Genomic DNA, 17449 nt, shown 5'->3' with positions numbered 1-17449 from the left:
AGAACGCGTAATGCATCGGCGCGATCAGTTGCTTTGGGTTTGCTCCCCTGCGGTTCCGGACGAATTCCCCGAAGCTTCGCTCGACTGGCTTCCGGAAGTGCCGCCGGTCGCTTCACCGCCGGACGTCTGACCACCCGAGGTGTTGTTGGAGGTGTCCGCGGCGTTGGGTTCATTGCCGGAGGCGGCGGCGCCGCTGCTCTGCTGCTCGACCGGCCGACCCGTGGGATCGTAGAGGACGATGTCGGCACCCTCGCTCAGTCGTGTCCGAATGTCCTGTAGCGCCTGCTGACGCAGGTATTGCTCGATCTGCGGACGCACTTCCTCGAGCGGCGGAAGCTCCTGGCTCCCTTCCGACTGAGCCTGATCGTAGGCCTGCTGAACGGCCTCGTCAGTCACGACGCCAGCCGTCTCGCGGTCGATCCAGACCTGCACCATCGCATCGTCCGCTGCCGTCACCGTCGCGCCGTCGACGAGGGCGACGACTTCGGGATCATCGGCGAGGTTCTGGCTGCGGGCGTCCTCGAGGATGAGCTCGCGAAAGATCAACTGCTCCAGCGCCATCGGCACCAGCATCTGCGGCGGCTGCGATTGCAGCTGCGGTGGGAGCATGCCGATAAAGCTCATGACGTCCGACCCGCGGATTTCTGCCTCGCCCACCGTCGCGACGACGGTGTCCTCCTGCTGATCGCCGCCCGTCTGACCGGAGTCTGTCGCTGACTGCGAGGACTGCTGTTGCGTCGTGTCCTGGGCGGGTGTCGTGGACTGATCCGTCTGGCCCGTCTCCTGCGCAAGGGCGGCGCCACTTACGAGAGGAAGGCTCAGGAGCGCCGCGAGGGCTGTGCTGCGGATCTCAATATTTGCTATCTTCATGTCGGTCTCCTTTTCTTGCGTATGGTCACTCCAACAGGTCGAACCGCTGCACGTTCCGAGATTTCGGGATAATTGCCTCACGTCTTCGCTACTAATCGGTTGAGCTTACCTGACGATCGAGCGCGTCCATGTCGGTCGAGTTGCTCAGCATCAGCGCGAAGGGCCGCAGAGACTGCACATGTGCGCAGATGATCATCGCCGCCATCGTGATCGGCACGGCGAGGATTGCCCCCGCGATGCCCCAGACCCAACCCCAGACAAGAAGCGCGATCAGGATCACGAGCGAGGAGAGCGACACCTGTCGGCCCTGAACCCGCGGGTCGACATAGTTTCCCATCACCTGCTCGATGACGAAGATGCCGACGCCGACGGCGAAGGCGGTGCCGGGATCCTTCTGAACAAAGGCATAGATTACCGGCAGCACCCCTGCGACCAACGACCCGAAGGTAGGGATGAAGTTCATCAGCACTGCCAGCAGCGCCCACACCACCAGCAGGTCTATGCCGAACAGCCAGAGCCAGCCGGCGTAGAGCGCTGCGGTGACGACGCCGAGAAGGGTCCGCGTGAGAAGATAGCGTCGAAGCCGGTCGGCGATGATGGCGGTGGAGTCTGCTGCCTTCCGGCTTGCCGACGCGGCAAGGACGTTTTCCGTCTTCTCGCGCCAGCGGGGTGCCTCGATCAGCATGATGAGCGTAAGGAAGAACACCAGCACCGCCGCCCCCAGGGTCGCGCCGGCTGCGCCAAGTATCTGCATGGCAGTTCCCGATGCCCAGTCGCCGAGCCTGCTCACCAAGGATTGCAGCGCGCCCGAGAACAGATCGCTAAACCTGCCGGAGGACACTCGAGTGTCGGACGTAGCGTCACCTGCAGCGAGGGAAGAGGCGTCGCTCTCCGTGGCGGTCGCGCCCGCACCTGCCGCGACATCCGCGGACCCGCCCTGTGGATCGGACCCGGACCCGAACTGCGGCAGAAGCGAGCCGGCGTTGGCGTTTGAGAACGGAAATCGTTCGACGACCTGCTGGGCGGCCATCGAGATGAGGCCGATGAAGACCAGCAATGCGACCAGGATGGCGCCCATCGCCGCGACGTGGCCGAGCCAGCTGATCTTCTCCGGCATCCGCTCTGCAACCCATCGATCCAGGGGTTCGACGAGCAGCGCGAGAAACATCGAGAAGACGATCGGGACCATGAAGGTCGCCGTCGCGTGAAGGGCCCAGCCCGCAAGAATGACCGTGATGACGACGAGCAGCCACAAACGTGTGCGGGACGGCGGAAGGCGGGACGCTTCGGAGTTCATCTGCGCAACACACCGGTGATCGAACCCGTACCGTCCCGGTTGAAGTGACGCGTTGCCGAAAGGCAAGCGGCTGAAGCGAACTCTAGGTGTTTCATCGATCTCTCTCTCCGTGATGGCTTCGTCGGTCGACACCGGACTGCATGGCATGGAAGGCGCCAGGCATCCGGTCATTTCAGCTGAACTGACGTTGGTCGAGGGTGGCCACTACCTTGATGCGAGTCAGTGGAAGTTCCGTACGACGGAGCCCCACGGCGTCGCGGGTGGCATTCCCGATCCCGGCGCTCGTCGGACCATGCGCCGCTTGGAGGTTCCATCAGCTGATCCTTGTTTCCTCGTCGGGCGTGATGTTCCCGAAGTACATGTCGCCGAAGTCTGTGGGCACCGCCGGTCCGCCCGCGAACGCCTCCCCGCCACGGACGGCAGGGCAAGGGCAAGCGATGCTAATGCCCGCAGCAGCGAGCCGGTCACCCTGTTCGATCAGGCCCGGGTCTGTGGCGTCGGGGGAGGGACGTGCGACCTCATCTATCTCGGAGCGCCAGGTCAGGGCACACGCTCCTGCCGCGAGAAGGACGAGGACACCCATCAATCCGCCGACGACGTTGCGTGTCTTCATGGACGACCTCCTGTCTCGCTAACAGGCTGCAAACCGCAATGTTCCCCCGAGGGACCTGGGCGAAATTTGGACCGGCACAGCCCCGTACCGTAAGAGCTGTTCGAGGCGCTCCTTCCTCACACCACCTTCGTTATTGCACAGGCGGCGCTCTCACCCTGCCGAGCTCAATTCTCACGTTCAGTGCATCGGAGATGCTTCACAACAGTGGCGCGCCTTAGCACCGAGCGCCCTCCGAACCTCTGGCGTCACAACTTATCCGCGAAGGTTTCACCCCATGGCCATGATGGCGGCGAGTTCGGCTGCAAGTGTCGTGACAGTCGTTTCCGAGTTTCCTGTTCAAGCAATGAAGCCATGATTGGGCGCCACTCAAGCCGCCCTGCGCAGAACATGAGAGACAGACAATGGACATCTACTTTCTCGTCGGGCTGACGTCTCCCCTGGCTGGCCTTGCAGCCTTTGCACTGCTGATCCGGATCCTTCGGAAAACCCATCTGGAGCGTCAGGCCATGCAGCAGGCGTATTCCGGTATTGAGTGCCTGCGAGCTGGTTCGGATCTCGCTCGACGTCGCAGCCGTGCGATGTTCTCGCACAGAACGTACTCGCGCAACTTCAGCAAAGCTGCCTGAGGTTACGCGATCGCCGCACCATCTCAAATCAGGTTACTTTGACAGGACCCGGAACGTTCGCGGGACCTAGGGGCCAGGGTCGAAAACATACCCGATACCGCGCACGGTGCGGATAAGGCTCGGCTTCTGCGGGTTGCGTTCAATCTTGCGCCGTAGCCGCGAGATGCGGATGTCTATGCTGCGGTCGAAGGGATCCCAAGATCGGTCGTGCGCCTGTTCCAGGATCTGGTCGCGGTTCAGAACGCGTCCACGGTTTTCGGCGAAAAGCTTCAAGAGCCTGAACTCCATGGCAGTCAGGGGGAGCTCTTGCCCCTCACCATCGATCATCCTGGCTCCGTCGAGATCGAGGGTAAAGTCGCCGAACGGCACGGTCCGCCTGGCAGAGCCGAAGGACTCGGCCGGAGCCGCGCCAGCACCATTGGAACGGCGGCGAAGGACCGCCTTGATCCGTGCTTCCAGTTCGCGCAGGTCAAACGGCTTTCCAAGATAGTCGTCTGCTCCCATCTCGAGACCGATAATCCGGTCCACCGTCTCGCCGGCCGCCGTCAGCATCACCACGGGCACGTCTTCCGAGACCCGGAGCGCACGAAGCGCGGTAAGGCCGTCTTCGTCAGGCATGTTTATGTCGAGGAGGATCAGGTCGGGAGGCTCTGCCTCTATCGCCTCGCGGAGGGCGTTGGCGTCGGCGGCCAATGCGACGCGGAAGCCGCGCTTGATGAGATATTCCTGCAGCATCTCGCGCAGATCACGCTCGTCGTCGCAAACGAGGATGAGTGGCTGGCTCATGTCGGCGCACTCCTGATAAGGCGCGAGACGAACGCGCGGAGTTCCTTGGGCAAAACCGGTTTCTCGATGTACGGCTGCTCGACCTCGCTCAGAAAGGACTGCGAGCGTTTGCCCATGGTGTCTCCGGTAAGAAAGCCGATACGGCTGGCCAGTTCGGGACGGATAGCCGCGATGCCTTCAAAAACGCCGCGTCCATCCACGTCAGGCATGTTGAGGTCGCTGAGGATGGCGTCGTACGTGCGTTCCCGCAGAAGCTCGAGCCCTTTCCTCGCTTCGTAGACAGCATCGACTTCGTAGCCGGCGCGCTGCAGTATCTCGGCGTTCAGATCAGCGACTTCTGGTTCATCGTCAATGACGAGGACGCGTCTGGTCGAACCTGCCCAGGGCGTCGGTTCGACGCTATCGCCGCTTCTGAACGAAGCTGCATTGCGGGGCAGCGTCACCACGAATTTCGCACCTCCACCTTCGCGCGCCCCGACAGAGATCTCGCCACCATGAGCCGCGACGATCCGGTGGCTCATGGCTAGCCCTATGCCTGTCCCCTTCCCAACTCCCTTGGTGGTGAAGAACGGTTCGAAGACCCGGGCGGCGATCTGCTCGGGCACGCCTGGCCCGTCATCGGCGACGGTGATCCGCGTGCCGCCGTCGCCTGTTGCCTCCGACGTCACCCAGATATGTCCCGGCCGGCCGGTTTCCGCGATGGCTTGTGCTGAATTGAGGACAAGATTGATGATCAACTGCGTCAGCTGGTCGGGATCGGCCCATATGGGCTGTGCGGCGGGGTCGCGCCGCGTGACGATCGTCACCGCATAGAGCGCGTCGCCGTAGCTCGAGACTTCGACGGCGGTCTCGATAACCTCACCTACGTCGGTCTCCTCCATCCGGGTCGGCGCTTGACGCGCCATGCTGAGGAACGTCTTCACGATTTTCGAGCAGCGCTCAGCGGCTTCCGAGATCTTGCGCGTCTTTCGAAGGATGTCCGGTTCCAGTCCTTCGTCCTGAAGCATCATGGCGTGACCAACCACCACTGAAAGTGGGTTGTTCAGTTCGTGCGCGACGCCCGCCATGAGTCCTCCTAGCGCCATCATCTTCTCGTTCTGGAAAGTCTGATCCCGGCGGCGGTCCAACTCGGTCTCGATCTCGAGAAGATGCGTGAGATCACGCAAGAAGGTGACAAGGACTTCTTCCCCGTTCCACTCCGTCAGGCGACCCGAGACCGCAGCGAAGAAGGGCGTGCCTTCGGCGTTCTTGAGCCGGACCCGGTAGTCCAGGACCGCATCGTCCCGCCGGAGCGCAGCCAGAAAGCCGGCGCGGTCCTTTACGTCGACGTAGAAATCGCAAGCGTTGAGCGACGGACCGAGCATATCGACCAGTTCGGGGCTGCGGTAGATGATCTCACCGGTATCAGCGCGATTCATCAGGACGGGCGCCGGGAACGCCTCGACAACCTGTCGGATCAGGGCCTCGCGTTCCAGCACCTCGGTCAGATCGGTGATCGACGAGACCACGCATATTTCGCCTCCGAACTCGGTCACTACGCCGGAGAGCGAGACGGAAAGAGGGGAGCCGTCGATGCTGCGCGCGCGGGAAAGGAAGTCCTCGACCTTTCCATGCTCCTTCAAAAGCGCAACATACTCTTCACGTCGGGACTGATCGAAGTAGAAGTCTATGGCGTACTCTGCCTCGCCCATCATTTCGCGCGCGGCCTTGGACATGTAGACGACCTTGCCGTCGTCCAGCCGCGCCATGCAGACCGGGATCGGATTGGCGTCGAGGATTGAGGCCAGAAGGGTGGCGCGGTCGTCGGCCAGTTGTTCGGCCTTGTACCGGTCGGTCACGTCCGAGCGGGTGACGAGGAAGCCCCCGGACCGTGTCGGGTGATACGAGACTTCGAAGTAGCGCCCGTTCTGCTGCCGAATCTCGGTTTTCTGGGCGTGGGTGTCGCGGAACTGTTCCGAAACCGTCTCCCAATCTTCGCCGCTTTCATGCTCGGGCGCGACAACTCCGCGTTCCACGCACCCTTGGATCAGGTCGCGCCAATGCAGCCCGGGCCGGACCAGGTCGCCAACCGGCCCCAGAAGTTGTTTGTAGCGCTGGTTGTAGAAAACAAGCCGTTCGTCCCTGTCGTAGACGGCGACGCCTTCCGCCAGCGACTCGAATGCGTCCGCCAGCACGTCGGGCGAGAGTGAGGAAAGGTCCGGCTCACTTGTCATGGGTGCACGCTAAGTCCTCCCTGTTTCAACGTGATTTCTGATCCTGCCGCGAATGTTTCAATTGTAACGGCTTCCGGTCCCCCGCGCTCAAGAATTTCTGTCGAGGGGCCTGAGAACGCAGCGAATACGTCTTCCAGACTCGAATTTCTTCTCCCTCATCAATTGAAACAGGGATCCTCGGTTTCGGACAACCGACTGCAACATCGTGCCCTCAGAAAGGATGCATCGGAAACACGATGGCCGCGAGGTGGCCAAGAACTGAGGGAAAGACGATGACGACAATGACAGTAAGTGCCGCGAAACCAAGACGCTTGCCGGGCTTGCACGGGACCCTTTCGGAACTGGCCCTGCGCTGGCGCGACCATCGGGAAGCACAGCGCGCCAAGCTCCATCTGAAGGGCCTGGACGACCGCCTGATGCGCGACATCGGGCTGCCGCCCAACCGCCGCGACCCGGCCGTCGACCTGCTGCACAAGGCGCGCCTGACGTGGTAATCTCCTTTCGAGAGCGTAAGCGCATTTCGGGCCCGCCCGACACGCGATGGCGCGATAGCCTGCGCGGCACCAACTTCCACCGCTTTGTGCAGGATGCCTGACCCGGCGTCCTGCACACATGCCTCGTCCTGAAAGCAATTCTCATGAACATCAATAATTCCATCCTCGATACGATAGGCAACACACCGGTTATCCGTATCAACCACCTTGCGCCCGACGGAGCCGAGATGTTCGTAAAGCTCGAGGCGGCGAACCCGGGCGGGTCGGTCAAGGACCGCCTTGCGCTCGCCATCATCGAAGCGGCCGAGCGCGACGGATCGCTGAAACCCGGCCAAACCGTCGTCGAAGCGACCAGCGGCAATACCGGCATCGGGCTGGCGCTTGTCTGCGCGCAGAAGGGTTACCCGTTGGTCGTGACCATGGCCGAGAGCTTTTCGATCGAGCGTCGGAAGATGATGCGCTTCCTGGGGGCAAGGGTCGTCTTGACGCCGGCATCCGAGAAGGGCACCGGCATGGTCCGCAAGGCGCGCGAGCTTGCGGAGACCCACGGCTGGTTCCTCGCGCGGCAGTTCGAAAACCCTGCGAACGCGGATGTCCACGAGCGGACCACCGCGCGCGAGATCCTGCATGTCTTCGGTGCCGACAGACTTGATTACTTCGTATCGGGCTTCGGCACCGGCGGCACGATCAGCGGCGTTTCGCGCGGGTTGAAGAAACTGAGCCCGAAGACCAGGATCGTCGCGGCCGAGCCGGACAACTCGCCGATCATGGCCTCGGGTCATGTCCAGCCCTTCAACGCGGACGGATCCGCCGCCGAAAGCCATCCCGGCTTCCGGCCGCATCTCATGCAGGGCTGGTCTCCCGACTTCATCTCGCAAATAGCGAATGAGGCGCTGGCTGCAGGCAGGATCGACGCCTTTGCGCCGGTCACGGGCGATGACGCGATGCGGTACTCGCGAGAGTTGGCCCAAAAGGAGGGGATCTTCGTGGGCATCACCGGGGGTGCGACCTTCGCCGCCGCCATGACGATCGCCAGGACCGCGCCAAAGGGATCGAAGATCCTGGCGATGCTGCCCGATACGGGCGAGCGCTACTTGTCGACACCGCTGTTTGCCGACGTTCCGGAGGAAATGACCGAGGACGAGATCGCGCTATCGAGATCGACGCCCAGCAGCCGTTTCGACATCGCCGCGGCACCAGCACCTGTGCCTGCGGCCACGAGCGCCGATGCGGAGGCCTTGGCCGAGGTGCGCGAGACGGTCACGTCGGCACCTGTCGTGCTGTACGCGCTTGAATGGTGCGAGTTCTGCTGGTCCGTCCGCCGAATGTTCAAGGAGAGCGGGATCGAATACCTCTCGGTCGACCTCGACTCGGCAGCCTACAGAACCGACAACCGGGGCGGGCGCATCCGCGCCGCCCTGCGCGAGATTTGCGGCTCTCCCACCATCCCGCAAGTCTTCGTGGCAGGGGAACACATTGGCGGCGCGACCGAGACCTTCGATGCATACAACTCGGGGCGCCTGGCGGAGATGCTCGCCGAGCACCAGATTGCGGTGACGACGGCGGGGCAGAACGCCTATGGCTATCTGCCGAAGTGGCTGCATCCCCGATGATCTTCGCCACAGCTCCGAGAAGGCCCGCCACTGCGGGCCTTTTTTATTGGAGCCTGCGCGGCTGAAACCAATGAAACGTTCTGATCCCGCCGCAGACGCAAGATCGAAACGACGCTTGGGCATAGCGATGACAGGACCACGCGACGTGGCCTTCAGACGCAATCAGTCACAAGGAGCAGACCGATGATCAAAAGGAAGAACCGGCCCAGCTATGGCCCCGGCTTCGAGACCCACATCGCCCGCCGCGGCAACACCTGGACCGACGTCAAGCACTTCTGGGACAACGGCAAGTTCGATCGCAGTTCGCAGAGCTGAATTCAAGCCGACCTCCTCCGACCCCCGACTGGCCCGCCAACTCCGGCGGGCCTTTTGTTTGGCTGCCGGTACGAGGCTGAAACCACTGACACGCTAAGGCCGGGGGCAAGACCGAAAACTGAAACCTTGCGGCGTCATACGCCTGGGTGCGGTGGCACTAGGCCCCGCAGTTACACACACAGGAGAAGACAAGATGACCACCGCTACCATGACCCGCCCCGAGAAAGTCGCCATGAACGGCGTCGACGTGCCGACGCTTATTGGCACCGTTGCCTTCGTCGGTGACAACCCCGAGGCGGCGAAGTTTCAGTTTCGCGCCAAGGGTGAATGGATTTCCGGTACGCACAGCCGCGGTACCGTCAACGGCTACTTCGGCGCAGGCGGCGAACAGAGCCATTCCAAAGAGTTCGTCGTTGAAGCCGACCACCCCGCCGTTCTCTGCGGTGCCGACAACGCTCCGACGCCGGTCGAGTACCTGCTGACGGGACTCGCCGCGTGCATCACCGCAGGCATCGGGAACATCGCCTCGGCCCGCCAGATCGAGCTCACGTCGGTTCGCACCTCGGTCGAGGGCGACATCGACCTGCGCGGTCTGCTGGGTCTGAACGACACGGTGCGGAACGGATTCAACGCCATCCGCGTGAAGGTCACCGTGGAAGGCTCTGCCGACGCGACGAAACTTGCTGCCGTCGTGCAGCAGTCGGTGGCTCGCTCGGCGGTTTTCGACATGCTGTCGAACGGCACCGACGTCACCGTCGAGGTTGCCTGACCTCGGCGTGACAGGGCGGTCCGCCAGGATCGCCCGCCATATCCTCAACCCCAGGAAAGCCGGTTCCATGCAAGTTACCGACGTCATTGTCATAGGCGCGGGCCAGGCAGGCCTCGCCGCCAGCCGTTGCCTTGGCCACAGGGGCATCGACCATGTCGTGCTGGAGCGCGGGCATGTGGCCGACCGCTGGCACAACGAGCGTTGGTCGTCGTTGAGACTGCTGACCCCCAACTGGATGACTCGCCTGCCGGGTCATGCCTACGACGGCGACGACCCGAACGGCTTCATGCGGCGCGACGAGGTCGCCGCGTTTCTCGAACGCTACGCGCGGGTTTCGAATGCACCGGTTGTGACCGATGCGCCGGTACGGGCCGTCACGCCGTCAGGCGATGGCTTCCTGGTCGAGAGCGGTGCGGGCGCCTTCCGTGCGCGCGCGGTCATTGTCGCGACAGGAGCCTGCGACGTTCCGAACCGGCCCGACTGGTCGGCTCGCATCGCGACCCGCATCGAACAGATCACGACCCGCGACTATCGCCACCCGGACCAGATCGCGTCCGGCGGGGTGCTTGTGGTCGGCGCGTCCGCGACGGGCCTGCAACTCGCCGAGGAGCTTCGTCTCGCCGGTCACGACGTCACGATATCCGTCGGCCGCCACGCCCCGACGCCACGTCGGTGGCGCGGGCGCGACGTGATGGAATGGCTCGACGCGTCGGGCATCCTTTCCGAGCCGCGTCCGCATACGCTCGATGAAAAGCGCGCGCTGGAACAACCTTCGCTCCAGCTGGTCGGCTCCACGACCGGACGCGACATATCTCTGGACTCGCTCGTTCGCATGAACGTGCTTCCCGTTTCACGCGTCATCGGCGGAGAGGACGGCCGTGTGAGCCTTTCCGGCGACCTGTCCGAGCAGATTGCACGCGCCGACCGCCGTCGCGCCGACCTCCTCGCTCGTATCGACGACTGGATTTCGCGCTCCGGCACGGAGGCGCCACGAGACGAGCGGCCCCGTCCGCCTCGCTTCGTCGCCGGCACAAAGGGTTCCCTGGACCTCGACGCAGCAGGTATCCGCACAGTGGTCTGGGCGACGGGCTTCCGACGGAGCTATCCCTGGCTGAAACTGCCGGTCCTCGATGCCGCGGGCGAGCTTCGCCATAGCGGCGGCGTGACCTCCGTGCCGGGGCTCTACGCGCTGGGGCTGCCGTTCATGCGCCGCCGGAACTCAACCTTCATCGACGGTGTCGGCGCAGACGCGCAGGACATCGTAACGCAGGTCGTCTGGCACCTGGGGGCCGAAGCCATGCCCAAAGTCGCTTGAGGAGACAGAGACATGAGATCCGAAACATTTGACGCCGTGGTCATCGGCGCACGCTGCGCCGGAGCCTCCGTTGCCATGCTGATGGCGAAACAGGGAATGAGTGTTCTCTGCGTAGATCGCGACGAAGCCGGGACCGACACGCTGTCCTCGCACGCGATGACCCGCGGCGCCGTCATGCAGCTTGAAAGGTGGGGGGTTGCCCAGAGACTGATGGCTCACGATACCCCCTGGATCGGGCGGTCGACCTTCCATTTCGGAGACGAAGTGATCCCGGTCGATCTGCGCCCGATGAACGGTGTGCCGGGTATGATGGGCACGCGCCGGCACATCACCGACCGGGTTCTCGCCGAGGCCGCCGCCGAGGCCGGCGCGGAACTCCGCTACCGCTGTGCCTTCCGGGACGTCTTGCGAGAGGGATCGGGGAGGGTGACGGGTGTCATTCTGTCCGATCCTCTGGGCCGGACGTACGACGTCTCGGCCGGGCTGGTGGTCGGCGCCGACGGGCTCAGGTCGACCGTTGCCCGGCGTCTCGGTGCACCCGTCACCAGGCAGGGCATCAACGCGCTGACCCACATCTATGCATATGTCCGGGGAATGCCCCTGGCCGACAACCATGCCTTCTTCGCCAAGGGACTTTCGGTGGGCGTTCTGCCGACGAACGGCGGGCAGAGTTGTGTCATCGCCTCGGTCAGGCCCGAGAGCTTCAGAGGACTCCGCGCCACCATGACCGAAACCGAGGCGCTTCGGCACCTCGCGAGCGAGACCAACGCAGAGTTGGGCGTCATGATGAACGACGCAGAGATCGTCGGTGTGCCCAAGGTGTTCGGCGGTCACGTCGGCCGGATGCACCAGGCAGCGGGTCCAGGGTGGGCCCTCGTGGGCGATGCGGGCTATTTCAGGGATCCGGTGACCGCACATGGCATGACCGACGCCTTTCGCGACGCCGAAGTTCTGGCGCGGGCGGCTGCATCGGGAACCGATCAGGCACTGTCGGATTTCGCCGCGGCGCGCGATGCCGTGACCAAGGACATCTGGACCCTGACTGACAGGCTCGCCGCCTTCGATATGCCCGTGACGGAAGTCCGCGACCTGTTCCTATGGCTCAGTGCGGCGATGCGCGACGAACAGGCCTGGATGCAGGATCGCTTTTCGCTCAAGGCCATTGCGGCTTGAATTCAATGGAACTTGCGCGGAAACTCGTCGGTGGTGAGAAGCGTTTGATGCGCGGTCCGGCTGACGCCGGTCAAGGGTAGCGATCGACCTGTTCCTGATCCATTTCGCCCGGCATCCGGAGGCGACGCTGATGTCCGAGACTCTCTATCAACACTATGGCGGCTTCGGCACGGTCAGCCGCATCGTCATCCGACTGTACGACCACATCCTCGATGACAATGACATCGGCCCGTTCTTCGAGGACGTCGACATGCCGCGTCTGATCGACCACCAGACCAAGTTCGTGGCCTCGCTCATGGGTGGACCGGCGGCCTTCACCGACGCGCATCTCCGCGGGGCACACCGGGGGCTGGGGATCCACAACAGCCATTTCGACCGGCTGAAGGAGCTGGTCGCCCAGACGCTGGAAGAATCCGGTATCGCGCCCGATCACGTGGCCGAGTTGCTGGAGGGCATCGAAGCCCGACGCCAGGTCCTGGTCGAGGCAGAAGACGCATGATCGAAGCTATCAACGAGCAGCTTCTCCGGGCCATCGGAGTGGGCGTCGCGCTGGTCGACGTGACGACCGGCGCCGTGCGTTTCGCCAATGACACCTTCAGCGAATGGTTCGGCGCGGACAGAGGTGACGGCGCGGTCATAGTCGGCACTCTCGACGTGATGGCGGCACTTGAGAAGCTTCGGACGGAAGGCCGCCACACCGTCGAAGTCACCTTCAAGTCGGGCCGCAGATCCATGACGGTGGCCATCGAGTTCAACCGGGCCCTCGAAGAGCAAAACCTCGCCGTGCTCGTTTGTCAGAACATAAGCCGGATCAAGGAGTTGGAATCGATGATCGATTCCTACGCCATGATGGTCGAGAGAAATACGCACGAGATCCGGCGCGAAAAGGAGCAGGTCGAGAAGCTCTTGCTGAACCTCATGCCCCGCTCGGCCTATGAAGAGTTCCGTTCGTTCGGTGCAGTCGTGCCGAGAACGTTCGACTCCGTGTCGGTCATTTCGGTGGACTTCCAAGGCTTCGCCGACTTGCTCGCAGCGAACGACCCCGCCTCCGTCGTGGCGGACCTCAACGACATCTTCACCGCATTCGACCGGATCGGCCAGCAGTTCGGTTGCGAGCGGATCCGGACGATGGGCGACAGCTACATCGCCGTTGCCGGCGTTCCCGACCCCGTCGGCGATCATGCCGCGGCAATCGCCGGCACCGCAGTGCGGTTCCTGCGCTTCATCCGCCGGCGTAACGAGACGCACCAGATGAAATGGCCGATCCGGATCGGTATCGCCAGCGGGTCGGTGATCGGCTCGGTGGTCGGGGTGCAGAAGTATGTCTACGACGTCTTCGGGCCGGCCGTGACCACTGCCAACAAGGTGCGCCGCAGCGCCGAGACGATGACGGTAGCCACCGACCTTTCGACCGCGGCGCTTCTCGGCGAGGGCTTCGCGGTGATCGACAAAGGTGACGGGCTCCGCATCCTGCAAAGCGCAACCGAGTGACTGTCGGCGCCATGACCGGCATCGAAGAAGCAGTTGCGTTGGCCTCGGAACCGATTGGCATCTTCGATGCTGACTCCCAGCTCGTGACCGTCAATCCATCGTTCCGCAAGGCCTTCTCCGTCGTCTCTCCCTATCTTTCAACGGGCACGCCATGGAATGTCTTTCTCACGGAATGCGTCCGCGTCGGGTTGCTGAGTGAAGCTGCGGCCGTCAGCCTGCGGATCATCGAGGAGCGCTATCTCGGGCGCACCGATCTATTGTCCGAACTCCAGATCGGGCTCGCCGGCGAGGAATGGCGGCCGGAGCTGGTGGAGGTGTCGGGCGACGGCTTTGCGCTTGTGCTTCGCCGGCTCGCCGAGGGAGGCCGCGAGGACAAGGTCGCGAGCGAACTCGAAGAACTGATGTCCAAGGTCCTTCTCGCTTGCCCGGTCTGCCTGATCATGTCTCGCATCGGAGACGGACGCGTACTCTACCGGTCGCCCGCCGCGACGGATCTTCTTGGCAAGGGGTTCAACAGCCTCGAACATTTCGCCAATCGCGAGGATCGGGCCGACTTCATCACGCAACTCCTCCCGACGGCGCGCGTCGACGACATGCACATCACGGCGCGCCGCGGGGATGGCAGCGAGTTTCCCGCGCTCCTCTCGGCACGGCTCATCGACTACCGCGGAGAGGACGTGATCGTCGCCAGCCTGGAGGATCTGACCGAGAGGCTCGCCGCGGAAGCCGAGATCGAGCGTCAAAAGAAGAAGATCTTCCAGTTCGAGAAGATGTCTGCCCTTGGCGAGTTGCTTGCCGGAATCGCTCATGAGCTGAACAATCCTCTGTCCGTCGTCGTCGGCAACGCACATCTGCTTCTTGAAGAGGATTTGGACACCTCGTTGATACCGCGGGTCGAGAAGCTGACGGCTTCAGCCGAAAGATGTGTGCGTATCGTCAGGACCTTCCTCTCCATGGTGCGAGACCGGCCGCTGTCCGTAGCAAGGGTGGGGACCGCGCGCCTGGTCCAGGGCGCTGTCGAGGCATTTCGCGCCGAAATGGATGAGCCGGAGATCAATGTGGACATCGATCTGCAACCGGATCTGCCCGACCTGCTGGTCGACGAAGTGCAGGTGGTCCAGGTGCTGATGAACCTTGTGATGAATGCGGTGCAGGCCATCACCGCATCCGGCACCGGATCGCGAGTCGACGTAACGGCTTGCAGTATCGACGGACACGTCCGTATCCGCGTGGTGGACGATGGTCCGGGTATTCCTCGCGAGATCGCTGCTCAGGTCTTCGATCCCCTGTTCACCACGAAGGAGGCCGGCGAGGGCACTGGACTGGGTCTGGCGCTGTCGCACCGCATCGTGCTGGCACATGGAGGGTCGATCGACCTTGAAGCCGAGAGGGATCGCGGCGCTGCCTTCGTCGTGGATCTTCCTGTCGCTCCCGATCCCGCCTAGGCTGGCGGCTGTCGCCGAGGCGTCCCTGACACCACCCAGCACAGCACAGCGATGATCCCATCGCGCGGTCGAATGAGCCTGGTCGCCGTCGCGCGGCTCTCGACGAGCGTCAGGGACTTGAGCGCCGGACTCAGCCTCGCTCGGGGCAGCATAGCCAATGAGACACCAAGGCAACCTTGCCGCGGTCGTCCAGCCCCTGATCTTCGAGGTTCGCCCAGGTCTGAAAGCGCAGCGCGTGGCGAACAGTTGGCGCGATATGGTGCATGTCCGCCGCCCCGTCGAAGGCAGCGAGCAACCCCTTCGAGACGCCATCGAGATAGGCGGCGAACTCCGCCATCGGGCCCTGCAAGGCCGGGACATGCGCGACGTCCTCGTAGGACACGGTCCACATGCGGCGGGTACGCGAAAAGTAGGCGTAGAACGCCGCGACGGCTGCCTCGAAACGCGCCCTCGGGTCCTCGAGACCGGACCATTCGGCAGATTCGGGCGGCGGATTGAGCGACAGCCAGTGCGACGTGCAGGCCTGGAAGACCGCAGTCTCGTCGGGAAAGTGCCGATAGACCGTCAGCCGCTGCACGCCGGAACGTTCGGCAATCGCGCTGATGGTCGTGGCGCGCGGGCCGATCTCTTCGTGCAGATGCATCGTGGCTTCGACGATCTTTTGTCGCGTTTCTTCCTGCGACTTGGCGCGCTCGCGCAGGCGGTAGGGGCGCTTCTGTCCTGTCATTCGATGAACATGGCTGATCATCGAATGATTGACAAGTGGATCTGAATCGCCTATCCGACACTTCAGGTGAACATTGATGTTCACTGAAAGTGAGGCCAACATGACACCGATCACCGAACCCGTCCAACAGCACGCGCAGCCCGTGACCGACGCCTGGACCGCGCTGCCATCCTGGCTGCCCGTGCCAGGCCTTGGCGCCCTGCCGATCAATGCGTTTCTTCTGAAGGGGCGCGAGCCGGTCCTCGTCGACACAGGACTTGGCGCCCTGTCGGACGCGATGATCGAGCACCTCGGCGCCGAGATCGACCCCGAAGACCTGCGCTGGATCTGGCTGAGCCACACCGACGCCGACCACATCGGCAATCTCGACCGCGCCTCGCAATCGCGCCGAACGCCAGGGTGGTGACCAACTTCCTCGGTGCGGGAAAGATGGGGATGATGGGAGTGGGCGATCCTTCGCGGATGCGCCTGCTGGAGCCCGGCGAAGTGTTCGAGGTCCGCAGTCGGCGCCTGCATCAGGTCAAACCGCCCTATTACGACGCGCCCGAGACGATGGGCTTCTTCGACGAGACCGACCGCGTCTTCTTTGCCGCCGACGCCTTCGGCGCCCTGTTGCCCGGCAGTGTCGAAACCATCGAGGAGATCCCCGAGGACGGGCTGCGCGAAGGCCTCGTCGCCTGGTCGAGCGTGGATGCGCCCTGGCTTGCAGAAATGGACCGAGCATCGCTCGGCCGGATGCTGGGAGCCCTGGAAGCGCTCGACCCCGCGCATGTGCTCTCGGGCCATCTGCCCGTCTCGCATCGGCTGGACACCCTGACGGACATCGTCCGAAGCGCCTATGGGCGCGGAACGACCGAGGCCGTCACACAGCAAATCGCTGCCCAGGTCGAGGCCATCCTCGCCTGAGCCGCAGTCCCCTTATCGGCTCGACATGGGCGCGACTGGGAGCGCGTCCAAGCCCGGTAATTCTGACGGCAAGGTTTCACCGCTCCCACGCCGGTTCATCGCAACTGCTTACGCGGGGACCGCCGGCACTCACCACCTCAAATCAACCAAGGAGAAAAGTCATGACGAACACCATTATCGAGACCAACAAGGCGACTGTCGCCCGCTTCCTCGCCGGCACGCATTCGGCGAACATCGACGATGTCGATGTGATCGACGAGACCGTCGTCCCCCACATCGTATGCCACGGTTTCCCGGGGTTTCCGAACGGCGAGTTCAACGACCGCGAGAGCTACAAGGCGTTCTTCCGCATCTTCCGCGAGTCCTTCAGCGACATGACGTTCTTGACCTTGAAGACCATCGCGACCGAGGACTTCGTCTCGGCGCATTGGGAGATCTGGGCGACCCATTCGGGCGAGTTCCAGGGCATCGCGCCTGACAGCACCCGCGTCGTCTTCGATGGCGTCGCGCTCTACCGGATGGAGGAAGGCAAGATCGCCGAAACCTGGTTGACCATCAACGAACCACTGTTGGTTTCGCAGTTGGGCAAGGGTCGGGCCGTAGCGGCCTGACACCTAGGCGAGCCCGGCCTGCACCCGCCGGGCTCGCCTCTGAAAAAAAGGAACTGAACATGTGCTGCGCAAATACAAATCTGGCGCGGGACCGCGCCTTGCGCCCGTGCCGCCGACTGAAGCCGTGCGGCCGCTGCCGCGTGCAGGAGATCTATTCGACCATGCCGCGTAGGCAGGACACCGCT

Annotated in this window: 19 protein-coding genes and 1 pseudogene; 14 read left to right on the top strand and 6 right to left on the bottom strand. The window is 63.4% G+C overall.

Annotation, left to right across the window (positions count from 1 at the left end):
• Window positions 1-24: 24 nt before the first annotated feature.
• From EF888_RS15550 to EF888_RS15540, 3 genes are all read right to left on the bottom strand, one after another.
• Window positions 25-870, bottom strand: coding sequence for a hypothetical protein (locus EF888_RS15550; RefSeq protein ID WP_109760966.1), 846 nt, complete (start codon window positions 868-870; stop codon window positions 25-27).
• Window positions 871-961: 91 nt separating this feature from the next.
• Window positions 962-2167: an AI-2E family transporter gene (locus EF888_RS15545; protein ID WP_164721726.1), complete on the bottom strand. Its 1206-nt coding sequence runs from the start codon at window positions 2165-2167 to the stop codon at window positions 962-964.
• Between the two features lie 313 nt (window positions 2168-2480).
• Entirely contained in the window at window positions 2481-2780 is a 300-nt protein-coding gene (locus EF888_RS15540; RefSeq protein WP_109760968.1) for a hypothetical protein, read from the bottom strand.
• A 401-nt stretch (window positions 2781-3181) separates the two neighbouring features.
• On the opposite strand from EF888_RS15540, the gene EF888_RS15535 reads away from it, so the two are divergent.
• The gene (locus EF888_RS15535) at window positions 3182-3406 is read left to right on the top strand and encodes a hypothetical protein (protein ID WP_109760969.1); all 225 of its coding nucleotides are present in this window, start codon (window positions 3182-3184) and stop codon (window positions 3404-3406) included.
• Window positions 3407-3472: 66 nt separating this feature from the next.
• On the opposite strand, the gene EF888_RS15530 is transcribed toward EF888_RS15535, so the two are convergent.
• Window positions 3473-4192, bottom strand: coding sequence for a response regulator (locus tag EF888_RS15530; protein WP_109760970.1), 720 nt, complete (start codon window positions 4190-4192; stop codon window positions 3473-3475).
• The gene (locus EF888_RS15525) at window positions 4189-6405 is read right to left on the bottom strand and encodes an ATP-binding protein (RefSeq protein ID WP_109760971.1); all 2217 of its coding nucleotides are present in this window, start codon (window positions 6403-6405) and stop codon (window positions 4189-4191) included. Before EF888_RS15525 ends, EF888_RS15530 begins: the two co-directional genes overlap by 4 nt.
• 311 nt (window positions 6406-6716) lie before the next feature.
• Between EF888_RS15525 and EF888_RS15520 the strand changes: the two genes are divergently transcribed.
• The 10 genes and pseudogenes from EF888_RS15520 to EF888_RS15485 all read left to right on the top strand — a co-directional run bounded on the left by EF888_RS15520 (window position 6717) and on the right by EF888_RS15485 (window position 15020).
• Window positions 6717-6899: a YjiS-like domain-containing protein gene (locus EF888_RS15520; RefSeq protein ID WP_206508340.1), complete on the top strand. Its 183-nt coding sequence runs from the start codon at window positions 6717-6719 to the stop codon at window positions 6897-6899.
• Window positions 6900-7042: 143 nt separating this feature from the next.
• Window positions 7043-8071 (top strand): annotated as a pseudogene (gene cysK / locus EF888_RS15515) (cysteine synthase A); the annotation flags it as partial.
• 153 nt (window positions 8072-8224) lie between these two features.
• Complete coding sequence (locus EF888_RS22310; RefSeq protein ID WP_241239908.1) at window positions 8225-8512, top strand: glutaredoxin domain-containing protein; 288 nt, start codon at window positions 8225-8227, stop codon at window positions 8510-8512.
• Between the two features lie 183 nt (window positions 8513-8695).
• A complete protein-coding gene (locus EF888_RS22475; RefSeq protein ID WP_277601023.1) occupies window positions 8696-8827 on the top strand; it encodes a hypothetical protein in 132 nt (43 codons plus the stop codon).
• 193 nt (window positions 8828-9020) lie between these two features.
• Complete coding sequence (locus EF888_RS15510) at window positions 9021-9596, top strand: OsmC family protein (protein WP_109760974.1); 576 nt, start codon at window positions 9021-9023, stop codon at window positions 9594-9596.
• A 67-nt stretch (window positions 9597-9663) separates the two neighbouring features.
• Window positions 9664-10911 (top strand): flavin-containing monooxygenase, encoded by a 1248-nt coding sequence (locus EF888_RS15505; protein WP_109760975.1) that lies wholly within the window; start codon window positions 9664-9666, stop codon window positions 10909-10911.
• 12 nt (window positions 10912-10923) lie between these two features.
• Window positions 10924-12084: an FAD-dependent oxidoreductase gene (locus EF888_RS15500; RefSeq protein WP_109760976.1), complete on the top strand. Its 1161-nt coding sequence runs from the start codon at window positions 10924-10926 to the stop codon at window positions 12082-12084.
• A 130-nt stretch (window positions 12085-12214) separates the two neighbouring features.
• A complete protein-coding gene (locus EF888_RS15495) occupies window positions 12215-12583 on the top strand; it encodes a group I truncated hemoglobin (RefSeq protein ID WP_241239694.1) in 369 nt (122 codons plus the stop codon).
• Entirely contained in the window at window positions 12580-13575 is a 996-nt protein-coding gene (locus EF888_RS15490; RefSeq protein ID WP_109760978.1) for an adenylate/guanylate cyclase domain-containing protein, read from the top strand. Before EF888_RS15495 ends, EF888_RS15490 begins: the two co-directional genes overlap by 4 nt.
• Window positions 13576-13586: 11 nt before the next feature.
• Entirely contained in the window at window positions 13587-15020 is a 1434-nt protein-coding gene (locus EF888_RS15485; protein WP_109760979.1) for a sensor histidine kinase, read from the top strand.
• Window positions 15021-15150: 130 nt separating this feature from the next.
• Here EF888_RS15485 and EF888_RS15480 read toward each other — a convergent pair whose 3' ends face one another.
• Window positions 15151-15747 carry a TetR/AcrR family transcriptional regulator gene (locus EF888_RS15480; protein WP_206508338.1) on the bottom strand — a complete coding sequence of 199 codons (597 nt, stop codon included), beginning with the start codon at window positions 15745-15747 and terminating at the stop codon, window positions 15151-15153.
• 76 nt (window positions 15748-15823) lie between these two features.
• Between EF888_RS15480 and EF888_RS15475 the strand changes: the two genes are divergently transcribed.
• The 3 genes from EF888_RS15475 (at window position 15824) to EF888_RS15465 (ending at window position 17264) form a co-directional block, all read left to right on the top strand.
• Window positions 15824-16153, top strand: coding sequence for an MBL fold metallo-hydrolase (locus tag EF888_RS15475; RefSeq protein WP_109760981.1), 330 nt, complete (start codon window positions 15824-15826; stop codon window positions 16151-16153).
• Window positions 16150-16653, top strand: coding sequence for an MBL fold metallo-hydrolase (locus EF888_RS15470; protein ID WP_126918592.1), 504 nt, complete (start codon window positions 16150-16152; stop codon window positions 16651-16653). Before EF888_RS15475 ends, EF888_RS15470 begins: the two co-directional genes overlap by 4 nt.
• Before the next feature lie 161 nt (window positions 16654-16814).
• A complete protein-coding gene (locus EF888_RS15465; RefSeq protein WP_109760983.1) occupies window positions 16815-17264 on the top strand; it encodes an ester cyclase in 450 nt (149 codons plus the stop codon).
• Window positions 17265-17449 lie beyond the last annotated feature (185 nt).

The organism is Silicimonas algicola (genome assembly GCF_003970735.1).
Taxonomy (GTDB): domain Bacteria; phylum Pseudomonadota; class Alphaproteobacteria; order Rhodobacterales; family Rhodobacteraceae; genus Silicimonas; species Silicimonas algicola.
Note: the sequence above shows the minus strand (reverse complement) of the source record. Positions and strands in the feature narration are given on the sequence as shown.

Bases quoted from the DNA above. Each gene is read 5' to 3' on its own strand.
- EF888_RS15510 (WP_109760974.1), top strand. From the start codon at position 9,021: ATGACCACCGCTACCATGACCCGCCCCGAGAAAGTCGCCATGAACGGC.
- EF888_RS15490 (WP_109760978.1), top strand. From the start codon at position 12,580: ATGATCGAAGCTATCAACGAGCAGCTTCTCCGGGCCATCGGAGTGGGC.
- EF888_RS15485 (WP_109760979.1), top strand. From the start codon at position 13,587: ATGACCGGCATCGAAGAAGCAGTTGCGTTGGCCTCGGAACCGATTGGC.
- EF888_RS15540 (WP_109760968.1), bottom strand. From the start codon at position 2,780: ATGAAGACACGCAACGTCGTCGGCGGATTGATGGGTGTCCTCGTCCTT.
- EF888_RS15465 (WP_109760983.1), top strand. From the start codon at position 16,815: ATGACGAACACCATTATCGAGACCAACAAGGCGACTGTCGCCCGCTTC.
- EF888_RS15480 (WP_206508338.1), bottom strand. From the start codon at position 15,747: ATGACAGGACAGAAGCGCCCCTACCGCCTGCGCGAGCGCGCCAAGTCG.
- EF888_RS15545 (WP_164721726.1), bottom strand. From the start codon at position 2,167: ATGAACTCCGAAGCGTCCCGCCTTCCGCCGTCCCGCACACGTTTGTGG.
- EF888_RS15530 (WP_109760970.1), bottom strand. From the start codon at position 4,192: ATGAGCCAGCCACTCATCCTCGTTTGCGACGACGAGCGTGATCTGCGC.
- EF888_RS22310 (WP_241239908.1), top strand. From the start codon at position 8,225: ATGTTCAAGGAGAGCGGGATCGAATACCTCTCGGTCGACCTCGACTCG.
- EF888_RS15525 (WP_109760971.1), bottom strand. From the start codon at position 6,405: ATGACAAGTGAGCCGGACCTTTCCTCACTCTCGCCCGACGTGCTGGCG.
- EF888_RS15500 (WP_109760976.1), top strand. From the start codon at position 10,924: ATGAGATCCGAAACATTTGACGCCGTGGTCATCGGCGCACGCTGCGCC.
- EF888_RS15495 (WP_241239694.1), top strand. From the start codon at position 12,215: ATGTCCGAGACTCTCTATCAACACTATGGCGGCTTCGGCACGGTCAGC.
- EF888_RS15550 (WP_109760966.1), bottom strand. From the start codon at position 870: ATGAAGATAGCAAATATTGAGATCCGCAGCACAGCCCTCGCGGCGCTC.
- EF888_RS15505 (WP_109760975.1), top strand. From the start codon at position 9,664: ATGCAAGTTACCGACGTCATTGTCATAGGCGCGGGCCAGGCAGGCCTC.
- EF888_RS22475 (WP_277601023.1), top strand. From the start codon at position 8,696: ATGATCAAAAGGAAGAACCGGCCCAGCTATGGCCCCGGCTTCGAGACC.
- EF888_RS15535 (WP_109760969.1), top strand. From the start codon at position 3,182: ATGGACATCTACTTTCTCGTCGGGCTGACGTCTCCCCTGGCTGGCCTT.
- EF888_RS15475 (WP_109760981.1), top strand. From the start codon at position 15,824: ATGTTCACTGAAAGTGAGGCCAACATGACACCGATCACCGAACCCGTC.